This is a genomic window from Streptomyces sp. NPDC054932, assembly GCF_053610205.1.
The window spans coordinates 1-15,220 of sequence record NZ_JBSGXU010000013.1; the positions used below are offsets into that span (position 1 = coordinate 1).

The window sequence follows — 15,220 nt, forward strand, 5'->3', positions numbered from 1 at the left end:
CTCCACCCCGACACCGCCCCCTACGTCGTCGTCCTCAAGGACACCACCTCCCGCGCCCCGACCCGCGCCCTGGCCGCCGAGGCCACGGACGCCGGTGACGAGGTCGGGCCCGTCTACGACGCCGCCCTGAACGGCTTCGCCGTCCGCACCACGGCAGCCCGGGCCGCCGCTCTGGCGGCCGACCCCCGGGTGGCCTCCGTGGAGCCGGACACGGTGTTCCACACCGGCGACACCCCGGGTACGCAGCCGCAGGCTCCCGCGCCCTGGTCCCTGGACCGGCTCGACCAGCGCGAACTCCCGCTCGACGGCTCGTACACGTACCCCGGCAGGGCCGAGGGCGTCACCGTCTACGTCGTCGACACCGGCATCAACACCGGCCACCTGGAATTCGGCGGCCGCGCCCGCGCCGGCTACAACGCGGTGTTCCTCGGCAGCTCCCGCGACTGCAACGGCCACGGCACGCACGTCGCGGCGACGGTCGGCGGGGAGACGTACGGGGTCGCCAAGGGGGTCTCGCTCGTCGGCGTGAAGGTGGCCGACTGCCAGGGTGCCGGGACCCTGTCGGCCATCCTCAAGGGTCTCGACTGGGTGGTGAAGGACGCCGCCAGGGCTCCGGCCACCCCCGCGGTCGCCAACATGAGCATGGGCGGCAGCCGCAGCCACGCACTCGACGCGGCGGTGATCCGGGCCGTGGCCTCCGGGATCACCTTCACCGCGGCCGCGGGCAACGACGGCAAGGACGCCTGCTCCGGGTCCCCGGCCTCCGTCCCCGAGGCCATCACGGTCGGCGCGACCGACGCCGAGGACCGGCGCGCACCGTTCTCCAACCACGGCTCCTGCGTGGACCTCTCGGCCCCGGGCGTGGGCATCACCTCGGCCTGGAAGGACTCCGCCACCGCCACGGCCCGCGCCTCCGGGACCTCGATGGCCGCCCCGCACGTGGCCGGGGTCGCCGCGCTGATCCTGGCACGCGGTACGGCGCGCACCCCGGAGCAGGTGTCCGAGGAACTGCTGCACAGCGCCGTGCCCGACAAGATCACCGGCCTCCCGGCCGGCACCCCGAACCGGCTGCTCCACACCCCCACCGGACGCCGGGTCGTGTCCTAGGTCGTATCCGCAAAGTCCCGCCCGCCCCGACCGGTCGGTATCCGATGGGCCATCAGACCTTCCCTGATGGCCCATCAATTTCTGTGTGCTTCGGGGCAAAGCAAGTCATTGACTTCTCATCACGGCGACGCGTCAATATCGGCCACCGCACCGGCTCGGCCTCCCCCACACAGCGGGTGGGGGGAGGGGTTCGTCATGACGAAGGAGTCGCGACCCAGTGAGTACGAGAACGCATCGACGAAGAGTGCTGGCCGGGACGGCTGCCCTGTCCCTGGCCCTGACGGGCACGGTGGTGGGTCTGGCGGGCTCCGCGCAGGCCGCGACCAGGACCACGGCCGTCTTCGAGAACTGCGACGCCCCGGCGCCGCAGCCGGACGGCTCGGGCAACCAGAACTGGACGGTCACCCTGCCCGACGGCGCCAAGGCCGGTGACGTCGTTCCGATCACGATCGACCCGGGCGCGAGCCCGCTGATCCCCGGGTTCTCCGTCACCACGGTGAACACCTCCAAGATCACTCTCAAGGTCGGCACCACCACCCAGGTGGTCACCAGCCCGCCGGAGACCGTCTCGGTCATCGCCGGACAGCCGCTCGACCCCAAGGCGTTCTCCGGAACGATCAGGATCCCGGACGGCACCGAGGGCACCACGGTCAACCTCGCCCTCGACCTGGCGGTGACCGACGCGGACCTGTCCGGTTCGGTCTTCACCACCACCTGCACCCCGGCGCCGCGCCCGAGCGCCTCGCTCGGCTCGGTCGCGGTCGAGGCCCTGCCCAAGGACCCGGTCACCACGAAGCTGACGCCCAACAGCGGCCCGGCGGGCACCGCCGTCACCGTGACCGGCGCCAACTTCCCGGCCGGTCCCGTCACCTGCTCCGCCCTGCTCGCGGGCGTGGCGACCGGTGACACCGGCGCGGGCACGGCGGACGCGTCCGGCGCGGCCACCTGCAACGTCACGGTCACCAAGAAGGCCGACGCGATCAGGATCGACGGTTCGATCACCCCGTACAAGGCCTTCGTCTTCCTGGAGGAACAGGCCGGCGTGAAGAACCCGGTCGACGTCGAGGTCCTGCCCGGACCGCTGGCCCTCGGCCCGAAGGACGGCCAGCCGGCCGTCAGCTTCGGCGCGGTCACCATCAACGGCAAGCCCCAGTCGGTGGTCGGCGTCTTCAACGCCGCGACCGTCCAGGACTTCCGCGGCGGCTCGCTCGGCTGGGACGTGACGGCGACCCGTACGCCGTTCCTGAACCAGGCCACCGGCCACTCGATGGCGAAGGCGCAGATCGGTATCCAGCCGTCCTGCACCGTGACCAACCCGGACAGCCCGAGCACCTGCACCGCGGGCACCCCCGGCGCGATCTCCGACGTCCCGATGAAGGTGGCCTCCCAGGCCGCCGGCGGGGACGAGCTGACCGGTGGTGAGTTCGCCGTCGGCGGCGCCGGAATGATCCAGCTCCCGCCCTTCATGTTCGCGGACACCTACCAGACGGTCGTGACCTTCTCGATCGCCTGACCCGTACGGCCGCTCGACCCAGGGTGGTGCGGCGCTCCGGCGCCGCGCCACCCCTTCCCCGTTCCGCGCCGACTGGAGACCGCCCATGCGCATCCGCAGCCGCACCCGTAGCCGTAGCCGTAGCCGCACCCGCACCTTCCTGTACGGCCTGCTCCTCGGCCTGCTGCTCGGCACGGGCCTGCTGCCGGCCACCGCGGCGACGGCCGCGGACAACGGCACGTGGGGGGTGTTCCCGACGCCCTCGGCCGGTGCGGCGATGACCGACCGCGCGTACTTCTTCCACCAGGCCGCGGCCGGGAGCACGATCGGCGACAGCGTGACCGTCCTGAACTCCTCCGACAAGGAGCTGACGTTCCAGGTCTTCGCCACCGATGCCGTGAACACCCCGGCGGGCGGCGCCTTCGCGCTGCTGCCGGTGGAGACGAAACCGAAGGACGTCGGCGCGTGGATCACGCTGGCGCCGGAGACCGCGAGCACCGTCACCGTGCCCGCGAAGAGCCGCAAGGACATCCCGTTCACCGTGAAGGTCCCGGCGGACGCGACACCCGGGGACCACGTCGGCGGGATCGTCGCCCTGGGCACCGCCGTGGAGGGCGTGCAGCAGGACGGCAAGGTCCAGGTCGGGGTGAAGCGCTCGGTGGGGGCCCGGCTGTACTTCCGTGTGCCGGGGCCGATCACGGCGGGACTGAGCGTGGAGGACGTGCGGGTCAACCGGTCGGCGCCGCTGCTGCCCTGGATCGGGAACGCCCGCGCCACGGTCTCGTACGCACTGGTCAACCGCGGCAACGTGGTCGTCGAGCCCAGGGTGGCGGTCTCCGCCGAGGGGCTGTTCGGGCGCCAGGTGCTGAATCGTCCGGCCCGCGAGCTGAAGCTGTCCCTGCTGCCGGGCCAGCGGATCGAACTGACCGAACCGTGGCCGGACGCCCCCCAGTCGGACTGGGTGACCGTCACGATCACCGCGGGCGCGGCGGCCCACCCCGATCTGGTTTCGGAGGCCGCGGCGGACTTCATCGCCGTGCCCTGGCCGGCCGTCGGCCTGCTCCTGCTGCTGGCCGGCGCGGGCGCCACCGTGTGGGCGCTGCGCCGCCGGCGTCACGCGCAGGGCGAACAGCTGGAACCGGTACCGGACTTGGCTGGGACGCGCTGACCGGCGAGGGTGTCCCCGGGTGACGGTATTCGGCCATCACCGGCGGGCGGGGAGGCACCTATGGAACGACTGCACGGCGACGCGGCCAAGGGCACGGGGCTGTTGACCCGCATCGAGCGGGCGCTGGGCACCGGCACCGCCGCCTACCTGCCCGGCGACGGCTGGATACGCCTCACCCTCCCTCTGGAGGACGGCGGCCCGGCCCCCGTGACGGTGGACGTGATCGCGGACACGACGCGGGCGCCCGGGGGGATCGTGTACCTGCTGCCCGGCGGTGGCCTGAACTTCGCGGCGGACTTCTTCACCCCGGGCGGCCCGGGCGACCACAACCTCGCCCACGAACTGCGCCGCCGGGGCCTGCTCGTCGTCGGGGTCACCCCGCGCGAGGACGCCGCCGCGGCCGCCGACATCACCGCCGAGTGGGGGCTCGCGGCGCACCGCCGGGACCTGGCCGGGGTGGTGGAGGCGCTGGACGCCGTACTGGGCCTGCCGTACCAGTACGCGGGGCACTCCGCCGGGGCCGCCCTCGCCCTGGACGCGGCCTCGCACGACCCCTCGCCGCGGCTGCGCCGGGTGGTGGCCCTGGACACGACCGGGCCGTACACGGGCGAGCTGGCCCTGCGGGCGGCCGCGACGCGCGACGCGTACGCCACCCAGCTGGCGCAGGGCGTCACCACCGTCGATCCGGGGCTCGCGGCCGTGGTCGCGAAGGCGGTGGCCGATCCGGACGGCGTCTCCCCCGTGCCGTGGCCGCCGGACCCGTCGCGGCGCTTCACCCACGCGGGACTCGCCCACTTCGCGCTGGTCCGCACGGCGGCCGTCCCCGGCCCGGCGAACTGGATCTACGTCCAGGGGCACAGCGCCGGCAGCCATGCCTTCGGTGCCACTCCCGCCGAGGACCGCTTCACGCTGACCCACACCCCGCCGGCCGTCTGGCACGCGGCCACCTCCGCCCTGGGCAGCGGGCTCGTCCCGACCGCCCTGATGCGGGACCTCGCCGCGGTCTGGGCGGGCGACGGGGAGATGTACGGGATCGCCTGGGAGCGGATCCGCGCCGAGGTTCTCTGGGTGAACACCGCCCTGGGCCGCGGCGACCACCCCCGGGGCGCGGAGCTGATCCGTGCGGGTGGCAACGAGCGGGTCTCCTTCACCGTGGTCCCCGGGTACGGCCACGGTGACGCGGTCTGGGGCACCGGTGCCGCGGCGGACGTCTGGTCGAGGTTCTGACGGCCGCCGGGAAACGGAGCTCGCCCCCCGCGGTGAGGGTTGCGGGGGGCGAGTCGGATCTGCGGGGCGTGCGCGCGGTCAGTGGTTGCGCGGGAAGCCCAGGTCCACGCCGAGGTGGCCCTCGGAGGGGTCCGGCCAGCGGGTCGTGACGACCTTGCCGCGGGTGTAGAAGTGGATGCCGTCGTTGCCGTAGATGTGGTGGTCGCCGAAGAGCGAGTCCTTCCAGCCACCGAAGGAGTGGTAGCCGACCGGCACCGGGATCGGGACGTTCACGCCGACCATGCCGGCCTCGATCTCCAGCTGGAAGCGGCGGGCGGCGCCGCCGTCGCGGGTGAAGATCGCGGTGCCGTTGCCGAACGGCGAGGCGTTGATGAGGGCCACGCCCTCCTCGTAGGTCTCGGCGCGCAGCACGCACAGCACCGGGCCGAAGATCTCGTCGCGGTAGGCGTCGGAGTCGGTCTTCACGTGGTCCAGCAGGGACAGGCCGATCCAGTGGCCCTTCTCGTTGCCCTCGACCGTGAAGCCGGTGCCGTCGAGGACGACCTCCGCGCCCTGGTCGGCCGCGCCCTTGACGTACGAGGCGACCTTGTCGCGGTGGGCGGCGGTGATCAGCGGGCCCATCTCGGAGGTCGGGTCGTTGCCGGGGCCGATCTTGATCTTCTCGGCGCGCTCGCGGATCTTCTCGACGAGCTCGTCGCCGATCGCGCCGACGGCCACCACCGCGGAGATCGCCATGCAGCGCTCACCGGCCGAACCGTAGGCGGCGGAGACGGCCGCGTCGGCGGCGGCGTCCAGGTCGGCGTCGGGCAGGACCAGCATGTGGTTCTTGGCGCCGCCCAGGGCCTGGACGCGCTTGCCGTTGGCCGAGGCGGTGGTGTGGATGTGGCGGGCGATCGGGGTCGAGCCGACGAAGGAGACGGCCGCGATGCCGGGGTGGGCGAGCAGCGCGTCGACGGCCACCTTGTCGCCGTGGACCACGTTCAGCACGCCCGCCGGGAGACCGGCCTCGCTCGCCAGCTCGGCGAGCTTGTTGGCGGCCGACGGGTCCTTCTCGCTCGGCTTGAGGATGAAGGTGTTTCCGCAGGCCACGGCCAGCGGGAACATCCACATCGGGACCATCGCCGGGAAGTTGAAGGGAGTGATGCCCGCGACGACGCCCAGCGGCTGGCGGATCGAGGAGACGTCCACCCGGTTGGAGACCGACGTGGACAGCTCGCCCTTGAGCTGGGTGGTGATGCCGCAGGCCAGCTCGACGATCTCCAGGCCGCGGGCCACCTCGCCCAGCGCGTCCGAGTGGACCTTGCCGTGCTCGGCGGTGATCAGCGCGGCGATGGCGTCACGGTTGGCGTCCAGCAGGGCACGGTAGGCGAACAGCACCTTGGTGCGGGCGGCCAGCGAGGACTGGCCCCAGCTGAGGAAGGCCTCCCGGGCGACCTGTACCGCCGCGTCGACCTCGGCGGCCGAGGCGAGCGCGACCTGCGTGGTGACCTCGCCGGTGGCCGGGTCGGTGACCGGGCCGTAGTTGCCCGACGCGCCCTCGACGGTCTTGCCACCGATCCAGTGGTTGACGGTCTTCATTGCCTTGCTCCTTCACAGATGGCGACGTCGCTGCGCGGCTTGCCGGTCGTACTCTTCACGGGCCGTGGCCGCAGCCTTGCGGGTCGCGGTCTCGGCCACAGGAACATCCCACCACGCCTGTGCCGGGGGTGGGCCCGACACAGTGTCGGGCGTTCGGGTCTGTACGTAGACACATGTGGGGCGGGTCGCCGAGCGGGCCTCGGCGAGGGCTTCGCGCAGGTCACGCGTGGTGCGGGCGCGGATCACGGCCATCCCGAGGGAGCCCGCGTTGGCCGCGAGGTCCACCGGAAGGGGGTCCCCCGTATACCCGGAGCCGGCCGCCCGGAAGCGGTAGGCGGTGCCGAAGCCCTCGCCGCCCACGGCCCCCGACAGGCCGCCGATGGATGCGTAGCCGTGGTTGTCGAGGATCACCACTTTGATCGGGACGCCCTCCTGGACGGCCGTGACGATCTCGGTCGGATTCATCAGGTACGTCCCGTCGCCGACCAGTGCCCACACCGGGCGGCCGGGCGCGGCCAGCGCCACCCCGATGGCCGCGGGGATCTCGTAGCCCATGCAGGAGTAGCCGTACTCCACGTGGTACTGGTCCGGCGACCGGGTCCGCCACAGCTTGTGCAGGTCGCCGGGGAGGGATCCGGCCGCGTTGATCAGGATGTCGGTGTCGTCGACCAGGGCGTCGAGCAGCCCGAGCACCTGGGCCTGGGTGGGCGCAGCGTCCTCGTCCGCCTCCGGTACGGCGTAGGCCCGGTCGACGCGGCTCTCCCAGCGCGCCCGCTCCGCCGCGTAACGGGCCCCGTGGCCCGGGTCCGGCCGGTGCCCCGCGACCGCGCCGCGGAGCTCGTCGAGTGCCTCGCGGGCGTCGGCGACCAGGGGCAGGGCGGCCAGTTTGTGGGCGTCGTACGGGTCGAGGTTGAGGCCGATGAACCGGACGGCCGGGTTCTGGAAGAGGGTCGCAGAGGCGGTGGTGAAGTCGGTCAGCCGGGTCCCGGCGGCGATGACGAGGTCGGCCTCCCGGGCGAGCGCCGCGGCGGTGGAGGTACCGGTGTGGCCGATACCACCGACGTCGGCGGGGTGCCCGTACGGCAGGGCGCCCTTGCCCGCCTGGGTGAAGGCGACCGGGATCCCCGTGGCCTCCGCGAAGGCGGCGAGGGCCGCGCCGGCCCCGCTGTGCCGGATCCCGCCGCCGGCGACGATCAGCGGGCGCGCGGAGCCCCGTACGGCCTCGGCGGCGCGGGCCAGCTCGTGCCGGTCGGGGCGGGGCCGGCGCACGCCCCACACCCGTTCGGCGAAGAACTCCTCGGGCCAGTCGTACGCCTGCGCCTGCACGTCCTGCGGCAGCGCGAGGGTGACGGCGCCGGCCTGCACGGGGTCGGTGAGCACCCGCACCGCCTGGAGCGCTGCCGGGATCAGCGCCTCGGGGCGGGTGATCCGGTCGAAGTGGCGGGAGACGGGCCGCAGGGTGTCATTGACGGAGATGTCCCCGGCGTACGGGACCTCCAGCTGCTGGAGCACCGGATCGGCGGGCCGGGTGGCGAAGGTGTCCCCGGGCAGCAGGAGCACCGGGATCCGGTTGATCGTGGCGAGGGCGGCACCGGTGACGAGGTTGGTGGCGCCGGGACCGATGGAAGTGGTGACGGCGTGCGCGGAGAGCCGGCCGCACTGGCGGGCGTAGCCGACGGCGGCGTGCACCATGGCCTGCTCGTTGCGGCCCTGGAGGAAGGGCATGTCGTCCGGCCCGGTCTCCAGGAGGGCCTGGCCCATGCCCGCCACGTTCCCGTGCCCGAAGATCCCCCAGGTGGCGGCGATCAGCCGGTGCCGGTGCCCGTCGCGCTCGGTGTACTGGCGGGACAGGAAGCGGACGAGCGCCTGCGCGACGGTGAGCCTCACCGGTGGTCCTCCGCTCGGCGGTGGGTCGGGAAGGGCAGCCGGGGGTCGATCTCCTGCCCGTCCCAGCTGCCGCGGATCCAGCCGTGGTCGGGGTGGTCCCGGATCAGCCACTCCCGGGTCGCGCCCGGCCCGGCCATCACGTTCAGGTAGTACATGTCGTGCCCGGGGGCGGCGATGGACGGCCCGTGCCAGCCGTCGGGGATCAGCACCGCGTCCCCGGTGCGCACCTCGGCGAGGATGTCGGTCTTCCCTGCCGGGGAGGGGCTGACGCGCTGGTAGCCGAGCCCGGGGGTGTCCCCGTGCGGGGCGATCTCGAACCAGTAGATCTCCTCCAGGCGGGACTCCTCGCCCGGGTGGTCCTCGTCGTGCTTGTGGGGCGGGTAGGAGGACCAGTTCCCGCCGGGGGTGAGCACCTCGACGGCGATGAGGCGATCGCAGTCGAAGCCGTCCGGGCCGGCGGCGGCGAAGTTGTTGACCTGCCGCGAGCACCGGCCGGCGCCGCGGAGCTCCACGGGGACGCCGGCGGCGGGGCCGTACCGCGCGGGGAGCCGCCGCTCGCACCGGGCCCCGGCGAGGGCGAACCGGCCGCCTTTCTCGGAGGTGACCTCCGCGTGCGCGTCCCGGGGCAGGTACGCGAAGTCACTGGCCCCGTCGAACACCCCTGCCCGACCGTGCAGTTGGAACACCTCCGGCCCGTTCCCGGAGCTCTGCCCCGGACCCCGCGCCTCAAACGCCGGCGAGGCTGGATTCGGCCCGCCCTGTCCGCCCTCCGGTCCCGCCGGAGGACGGGGGACAGGGTTCGGGGCAGAGCCCCGCTCTTTCAGCCCCGCCGGCGTTTGAGCAGGGGGCACCTCCCAGCGGTAGCTGGGGGAGGGTCCGGGCAGAGCCCGGCAGCGGACCTCGCACCCGCCCGACAACGGGAGCACGATCCACTCCGAATCCCCGCACGCGTGCGCGTACACCTCCCCCGGAGCCAGGTCGAGGATCATCAGCCTCGTCCACTCCATCCCCCACTCAGACACCACCGGCACGCCCCATCACCTCCTCCACCTCGTGGGAGAACGGCATCGCCGCCGCGCACGCCAGCCGCGAGGCGACGATCGCCCCGGCCGCGTTCGCGTACCGCATCACCGTCTCCAGCTCCCACCCGGCGAGCAGCCCGTGGCACAGGGCCCCGCCGAACGCGTCGCCCGCACCCAGCCCGTTGACCACCTCGACCGGCACCGGCGCGACCTCCGCCACCGTCCCGTCCCGGTGGACCGCCAGCACGCCCTCCGGGCCCCGCTTGACGACCGCCAGTTCCACACCCGCGGCGAGCAGGGCGCGCGCCGCTGCGTGCGGCTGCGACTCGCCCGTGGCGATCTCGCACTCCTCCACGTTGCCCACGGCCACCGTCGCCGACCGCAGCGCCCGCTCGTAGTACGGCCCGGGTTTCTCCCGCCACAGCATCGGCCGCCAGTCCAGGTCGAAGACCGTCGTCCCCGTCCGCGCCCGGGCCTCCAGCGCCGCCAGCGTCGCCGCCCGTGAGGGCTCCTCGCTCAGGCCCGTACCCGTCATCCAGAACACGCGGGCGGCCCGTACCGCCGCCAGGTCCACCTCGTCCGCCGCGATCTCCAGGTCCGGGGCCTTCGGCAGCCGGTAGAAGTACAGCGGGAAATGGTCCGGCGGGAAGATCTCGCAGAAGGTGACGGGGGTCGGCAGTCCGGCGACCTCGGCCACCCACCGCTCGTCCACCCCGAACCCCCGCAGTTCGGAGCGCAGATACCCGCCGAAGGGGTCCGCGCCGGTCCGGGTGATCACCGCAACCCGGCGCCCCAGCCGGGCCGCCGCGACGGCCACGTTGGCCGGGGAGCCGCCCAGGAACTTGCCGAAGGTCTCGGCCTCGGCCAGTGGTATGCCGGTCGTCAACGGGTAGAGATCCACCCCGATCCGGCCCATCGTGATCAGGTCGAAGGCGAGCGGATCGCCGGTGCCGGTCACAGTCAGTCCTCCCATTGGTCCTCCACCCTAAGGTGGCCGTTATGACGTCCTCCCCGCCCGCGTTGACCCGTATCCGCATCGGTTCGGCTCCGGACTCCTGGGGTGTCTGGTTTCCCGACGACCCCCGGCAGACCCCCTGGGAACGCTTCCTCGACGAGGTCGCCGACGCCGGGTACGAGTGGATCGAGCTCGGCCCCTACGGCTATCTGCCCACCGATCCCGCCCGACTCGCCGAGGAAACGGCCAAGCGCGGGCTGCGCGTCTCGGCCGGAACCGTCTTCACCGGACTCCATCACGGGCCCGCCGTGTGGGAGGACACCTGGGAGCACGTGTCGCGGATCGCGGCGCTCACCCGGGCCATGGGCGCGGCCCATCTCGTCGTCATCCCCTCCTTCTGGCGGGACGACAAGACCGGGAAGGTGCTGGAGGACCGCACCCTGAGCCCCGACGGATGGCGTGAACTGACCTCCCAGACCGAGCGCCTCGGCCGGGAGGTCCAGGACCGGTACGGGCTGCGGATCGTCGTCCATCCGCACGCCGACACCCACATCGACACCCCTTCGAACGTGGCCCGCTTCCTGGACGGCACCGACCCCGGGCTCGTCTCCCTCTGTCTGGACACGGGGCACTACGCGTACTGCGGCGGGGACAGCCTGCAGGCCGTCGAGACCTTCGGCGAGCGGATCGGCTACCTCCACCTCAAGCAGGTGGATCCGCGGATCCTCGCCGCGGTCGTCGCCGAGGAGCTGCCCTTCGGGCCGGCCGTGGGCCGCGGGGTGATGTGCGAACCTCCCTCGGGGGTGCCCGCGCTGGAGCCGGTGCTCGCCGCGGCCCAGCGCCTCGGCGTGGACCTCTTCGCCATCGTGGAGCAGGACATGTACCCCTGTCCGCCCGACCGGCCGCTGCCGATCGCCCGGCGCACCCGCGCCTACCTCCGCTCCTGCGGCGCCCGCTGACCCTTCGGAAGGAAGAGGAGTACGACATGAGCGCGCTCGGCATCGCCGTCATCGGCACCGGGAAGATGGGCGCCGACCACGTGCGCCGGATCGGGGGGACCGTCGGCGGGGCCCGCGTGGTGGCCGTGGCCGACCCGGACGGGGACCGGGTCAAGGAGGTCGCGGGCGGCCTCGACGGGGCAACGGCCCACACCGACCCGGCGGCCGCGATAGCCGCGCCCGGGGTCCAGGCCGTACTGATCGCCTCGCCCGGTCCCGCCCACGAGGAAGCGATCCTGCAGGCCCTGGAGCGGGAGCTGCCGGTGCTGTGCGAGAAGCCGCTGACCCCGGACCCGGCAGGTGCACTGCGCATCATGGAGGCCGAACAGCGGCTTCGGCGGCGCCTGGTGCAGGTGGGGTTCATGCGGCGGTACGACGCCGAGTACGAACGACTGAAGGAGCTGCTGGACGCGGGCGGCATCGGGCGTCCGCTCTTCCTGCACTGCCGGCACCGCAATGCCTCCTCACCGTCGTTCTTCACCAGCGACATGCTGATCAGCGACTCGGTGGTGCACGAGGTGGACGCGGCCCGCTGGCTGCTGGGCCAGGAGATCACCGCTGTCACCGTGCTCTCCCCCCGGCCCACGGCGGCCGCTCCCGAGGGGCTGAGCGATCCCCGGCTGGTGCTGCTGGAGACCTCCGGCGGGGCCGTCGTCGACGTGGAGATCTTCGTCAACTGCGGTTTCGGCTACCAGGTGCAGTGCGAGGCCGTCGGCGAGGCGGGCAGCGCCCGGATCGGCGACGGTCACGCGATGGTGGTGCAGTCGGCGGGGCGGTGGGGCGGCGAGATCGCCCAGGACTTCACGGTGCGCTTCGCCGATGCCTATGACCGGCAGCTGCGGAGCTGGGTGGCCGCGGCCGCGCGCGGCCGGGTGGCGGGGCCCGACGCGTGGGACGGCTACGCGGCGGCCGCCGTCTCCGAAGCGGGCCTCGCGGCCGCGCGCAGCGGCGTACGAACCCTCGTGGACCTGGCGGAACGCCCGGCGCTCTACCGCTGACGCCCGCCCGTTCCCCACCCGGCCCCTGTGGCTCTCGTGTCACAGGGGTCTGCCTTCTGTCACACATGTCCGCATTACGCGGGTCTTCCGTCACAGCCGGTCGACAGCCCCTCCCCCGCCCTTACTCCGCGTCGTTTCCCGGGCACAACCCGAGTGATCGTCAGCGTCCACGCGCCGGCTCCCCCGACGGCCACCCGGCCGGCCCCGCAGCGTGGACCAGGAGGTGTCCCGCATGAGCGACCGACAGCTGTGGTCGTACAAGGAGATCGCTGCTCACATCCGGGTCCAGCCGGACACCGTGCGCTCCTACCGCAAGCACGGACTCCTCCCCACACCCGACCATGTGGAGGGGGGAAAGCCCTACTGGTACGCCGACACGGTGCGTGCCTGGGTCGCCCGCCGGCCCGGGAACCGGGGCCGCCGCGAGGACTGACCCGTACGGCGCCGGGTGCGGGGACCCGCCCCGTACCCGGGTCCCCGCACCGGCCTCGATACCCCCCAGGGGGCGAGGCACCCCCTATTTGGCGGCACCGACAGGTATCCGCTCCGGCTCCGGGACCGGGGGCACGGATTCGCCCTCGCTCAGGCCGAATCTCGCGTGCAGCCGGCGCAGCGGGGCGGGGGCCCACCACGTGGCCCGGCCGGTCAGCTTCATCACCGCCGGGACCAGGAGGCTGCGGACGACCATGGCGTCCATCAGGACCGCCAGCGCGATCCCGAGCCCGAGCATCTTGGTGTTGGTCACCCGCGAGGTGCCGATGGCCACCATCACCACCGCCAGGATCACGGCGGCCGCGGTGATCAGCCCGCCGGTGCGGGCCAGCCCCGTCCGGACGGCGCTCTCGTGGTCCCCCGTGCGGTCGTACTCCTCCTTGATGCGGGATATGAGGAACACCCCGTAGTCCATGGAGAGCCCGAAGGCGATGCAGAACATCAGCACCGGCAGGGTGGTCTCTATGTCACCGGTGGCGGTGAAGGAGAGCAGCCCGGAGAGGTGGCCCTCCTGGAACACCCACACCACCGCCCCGAACATCGCCGTCAGGCTGAGGGCGTTGAGCAGCACCGCCTGCAGTGGTATCAGCAGGCTTCCGGTGAGCAGGAACACCAGCAGCAGTGTGGCCAGAACCACCAGGGCAGCCGCCGCGGGCAGGGCGCCCGCGATGGCCTTCTGCGCGTCGACGAGGACGGCCGCCTGTCCGGTCACCGAGGTCCTGAACCCGGCGTCCACGGCGCGGACCTCGTCGACGAGGTCCCGGGCCCTGTGCCCCACGGCCTCGCCCTCGACGGCGACCGAGAAGGAGGCGTACTCGCTTCCCGTCGCGGAGGCGATCGGCCCGTCGACCCGGATCACCCCGGGCAGGGCGGCCAGCCGGTCCCGGTAGGCCGCGAGCCGGTCGGGGCCGGGCGACCCCTCGGCGAGCACGGTCAGACCGCCGCCGGGACTGTTCGGGAAGCCGTCCCGTATCTGCTGCTGCACCACGTGGGACGGGGCGTCCTTCGGGAGCTGCCGGTCGTCCACCGTGCCGAACTCGACGCCGATGAAGGGCAGTCCGAGGAGCAGCAGGCCGACCGTGGTGGCCACGGCGAACACCGGGGCGCGTCGCATCACGAGGGCGGCCGTCCGCCCCCAGCCCCGTCCGGTCTCCGCGGGCCCGGCGGCGGCCTCCGGCCGGCCCCGCCGCCACATGCGGCGCAGGTCGAAGGCGTTGACGCGCTCGCCGAGGAGCACGAGGGCGGCCGGCAGCAGGATCAGCGCGGCCGCCGCCGCGAGCAGGACGACCGCGACCCCGGCGTAGGCGAAGGAGCGCAGGAAGTACATGGGGAAGAAGAGCATCGCCGAGAGCGAGACGGCGACGGTGAGCGCCGAGAACAGCACGGTGCGCCCGGCGGTGCGCAGGGTGGCCCCGACGGCGGCCACCGGATCGCGCCCGGCGGCCAGTTCCTCGCGGAACCGGCGAACGATGAACAGCGCGTAGTCGATGGCGAGGCCGAGGCCGAGCGCGGTGGTCAGGTTCTGGGCGAAGACGGAGACGTCGGTGAACTCGGTGAGTCCGCGCAGTACGGCATTGGTGCCGAGGATGGCCACGATGCCGACGGCCAGCGGGAGCAGGGCGGCGACCGCGCTGCCGAAGACGAGGACGAGCAGGACGAGGGTGACCGGCAGCGCGATCAGCTCGGCGCGCAGCAGGTCCTCCTGGATGGTCTCGGTGACCTCGCGCTGGACCGCCGCGGGGCCGCCGAGCGAGACCCGCACCGGGCCGTGCTCGCCCTCGTAGCGCGGGGCCATGCGCTCCAGCGCCGCGGTGGCCGTCTTCTCGTCGCCCTGGACGCGGGCGACGATGAGTGCCTGCCGGCCGTTCTCGGAGCGCAGCGCGGGCAGTTGGGTGCCCCAGTACGAGCCGACGCCGACGACCCCCCGTTCGGCGGCGAGTGCGGTGGCGAGCCGTCCGGCCTCGGCGGCGACGGCGGGATCGTCCACCCCACCGGTGCCCGCCGCGGCATCGACGAGCAGGAGCAGATTGGGCTCGGAGTGCGGGAACTCGCGCTCCAGGGCCCGCGTGGCGTAGGTGGACTGGGCGCCCGGGTCCTCCCAGCCGCCACTTCCCAGCCGGTCGGCGACGCCGCCGCCCGCGACCACGGCCAGGGCCGTGACCAGCAGGGCGAGCAGCAGCGTGAGCCGCGGCCGTGCCGTGACGAACCGGGTCCACCCCCCGTCCGCCCCGAAGGACGGCGGATTCTTGACTTCGGACATGACTCGGTGTCCCCTTCACCGTGATTGCCAGGCCGC

Annotated in this window: 12 protein-coding genes; 7 read left to right on the plus strand and 5 right to left on the minus strand. The window is 73.3% G+C overall.

What is annotated here, in order from left to right:
* The 4 genes from ACWGE1_RS05870 to ACWGE1_RS05885 all read left to right on the plus strand — a co-directional run.
* On the plus strand, positions 1 to 1,107 hold a 1,107-nt coding region (locus ACWGE1_RS05870; protein WP_453419310.1), incomplete at its 5' end, for a S8 family peptidase.
* A gap of 217 nt (positions 1,108 to 1,324) precedes the next feature.
* Complete coding sequence (locus ACWGE1_RS05875; RefSeq protein ID WP_453419311.1) at positions 1,325 to 2,620, plus strand: hypothetical protein; 1,296 nt, start codon at positions 1,325 to 1,327, stop codon at positions 2,618 to 2,620.
* Positions 2,621 to 2,705: 85 nt separating this feature from the next.
* Positions 2,706 to 3,767 carry a WxL protein peptidoglycan domain-containing protein gene (locus ACWGE1_RS05880; protein WP_453419312.1) on the plus strand — a complete coding sequence of 354 codons (1,062 nt, stop codon included), beginning with the start codon at positions 2,706 to 2,708 and terminating at the stop codon, positions 3,765 to 3,767.
* A 60-nt stretch (positions 3,768 to 3,827) separates the two neighbouring features.
* Positions 3,828 to 4,994 (plus strand): hypothetical protein, encoded by a 1,167-nt coding sequence (locus ACWGE1_RS05885; protein ID WP_453419313.1) that lies wholly within the window; start codon positions 3,828 to 3,830, stop codon positions 4,992 to 4,994.
* A 78-nt stretch (positions 4,995 to 5,072) separates the two neighbouring features.
* Here the strand turns inward: ACWGE1_RS05885 and ACWGE1_RS05890 are convergent, their stop codons facing one another.
* Genes ACWGE1_RS05890 through iolC form a run of 4 tightly spaced genes read right to left on the minus strand, consistent with a single transcriptional unit; the run spans position 5,073 to position 10,454 of the window.
* Entirely contained in the window at positions 5,073 to 6,572 is a 1,500-nt protein-coding gene (locus ACWGE1_RS05890; protein WP_453419314.1) for a CoA-acylating methylmalonate-semialdehyde dehydrogenase, read from the minus strand.
* A 12-nt stretch (positions 6,573 to 6,584) separates the two neighbouring features.
* A complete protein-coding gene (gene iolD / locus ACWGE1_RS05895) occupies positions 6,585 to 8,459 on the minus strand; it encodes a 3D-(3,5/4)-trihydroxycyclohexane-1,2-dione acylhydrolase (decyclizing) (RefSeq protein ID WP_453419315.1) in 1,875 nt (624 codons plus the stop codon).
* Positions 8,456 to 9,466, minus strand: a complete 1,011-nt coding sequence (gene iolB, locus ACWGE1_RS05900; RefSeq protein ID WP_453419368.1) for a 5-deoxy-glucuronate isomerase — start codon at positions 9,464 to 9,466, stop codon at positions 8,456 to 8,458. The genes iolD and iolB overlap by 4 nt, the downstream gene beginning before the upstream one ends.
* A 7-nt stretch (positions 9,467 to 9,473) precedes the next feature.
* A complete protein-coding gene (iolC, locus tag ACWGE1_RS05905; RefSeq protein WP_453419316.1) occupies positions 9,474 to 10,454 on the minus strand; it encodes a 5-dehydro-2-deoxygluconokinase in 981 nt (326 codons plus the stop codon).
* 26 nt (positions 10,455 to 10,480) lie between these two features.
* On the opposite strand from iolC, the gene ACWGE1_RS05910 reads away from it, so the two are divergent.
* From ACWGE1_RS05910 to ACWGE1_RS05920, 3 genes are all read left to right on the plus strand, one after another.
* Positions 10,481 to 11,395, plus strand: coding sequence for a sugar phosphate isomerase/epimerase family protein (locus tag ACWGE1_RS05910; protein ID WP_453419317.1), 915 nt, complete (start codon positions 10,481 to 10,483; stop codon positions 11,393 to 11,395).
* A gap of 26 nt (positions 11,396 to 11,421) precedes the next feature.
* A complete protein-coding gene (locus ACWGE1_RS05915; protein WP_453419318.1) occupies positions 11,422 to 12,432 on the plus strand; it encodes a Gfo/Idh/MocA family protein in 1,011 nt (336 codons plus the stop codon).
* Positions 12,433 to 12,664: 232 nt separating this feature from the next.
* On the plus strand, positions 12,665 to 12,865 hold the full coding sequence (locus tag ACWGE1_RS05920; protein WP_030716013.1) for a helix-turn-helix transcriptional regulator: 201 nt from the start codon (positions 12,665 to 12,667) through the stop codon (positions 12,863 to 12,865).
* 84 nt (positions 12,866 to 12,949) lie between these two features.
* On the opposite strand, the gene ACWGE1_RS05925 is transcribed toward ACWGE1_RS05920, so the two are convergent.
* Positions 12,950 to 15,184, minus strand: coding sequence for an MMPL family transporter (locus ACWGE1_RS05925; RefSeq protein WP_453419319.1), 2,235 nt, complete (start codon positions 15,182 to 15,184; stop codon positions 12,950 to 12,952).
* Between the last annotated feature and the right edge of the window lie 36 nt (positions 15,185 to 15,220).

What these genes read in the sequence shown, in the direction of transcription:
- ACWGE1_RS05880 (WP_453419312.1), top strand. Translation starts at nt 2,706, where the DNA reads ATGCGCATCCGCAGCCGCACCCGTAGCCGTAGCCGTAGCCGCACCCGC.
- ACWGE1_RS05885 (WP_453419313.1), top strand. Translation starts at nt 3,828, where the DNA reads ATGGAACGACTGCACGGCGACGCGGCCAAGGGCACGGGGCTGTTGACC.
- ACWGE1_RS05890 (WP_453419314.1), bottom strand. Translation starts at nt 6,572, where the DNA reads ATGAAGACCGTCAACCACTGGATCGGTGGCAAGACCGTCGAGGGCGCG.
- iolB (WP_453419368.1), bottom strand. Translation starts at nt 9,466, where the DNA reads ATGGAGTGGACGAGGCTGATGATCCTCGACCTGGCTCCGGGGGAGGTG.
- iolC (WP_453419316.1), bottom strand. Translation starts at nt 10,454, where the DNA reads ATGGGAGGACTGACTGTGACCGGCACCGGCGATCCGCTCGCCTTCGAC.
- ACWGE1_RS05910 (WP_453419317.1), top strand. Translation starts at nt 10,481, where the DNA reads ATGACGTCCTCCCCGCCCGCGTTGACCCGTATCCGCATCGGTTCGGCT.
- ACWGE1_RS05915 (WP_453419318.1), top strand. Translation starts at nt 11,422, where the DNA reads ATGAGCGCGCTCGGCATCGCCGTCATCGGCACCGGGAAGATGGGCGCC.
- ACWGE1_RS05920 (WP_030716013.1), top strand. Translation starts at nt 12,665, where the DNA reads ATGAGCGACCGACAGCTGTGGTCGTACAAGGAGATCGCTGCTCACATC.
- ACWGE1_RS05925 (WP_453419319.1), bottom strand. Translation starts at nt 15,184, where the DNA reads ATGTCCGAAGTCAAGAATCCGCCGTCCTTCGGGGCGGACGGGGGGTGG.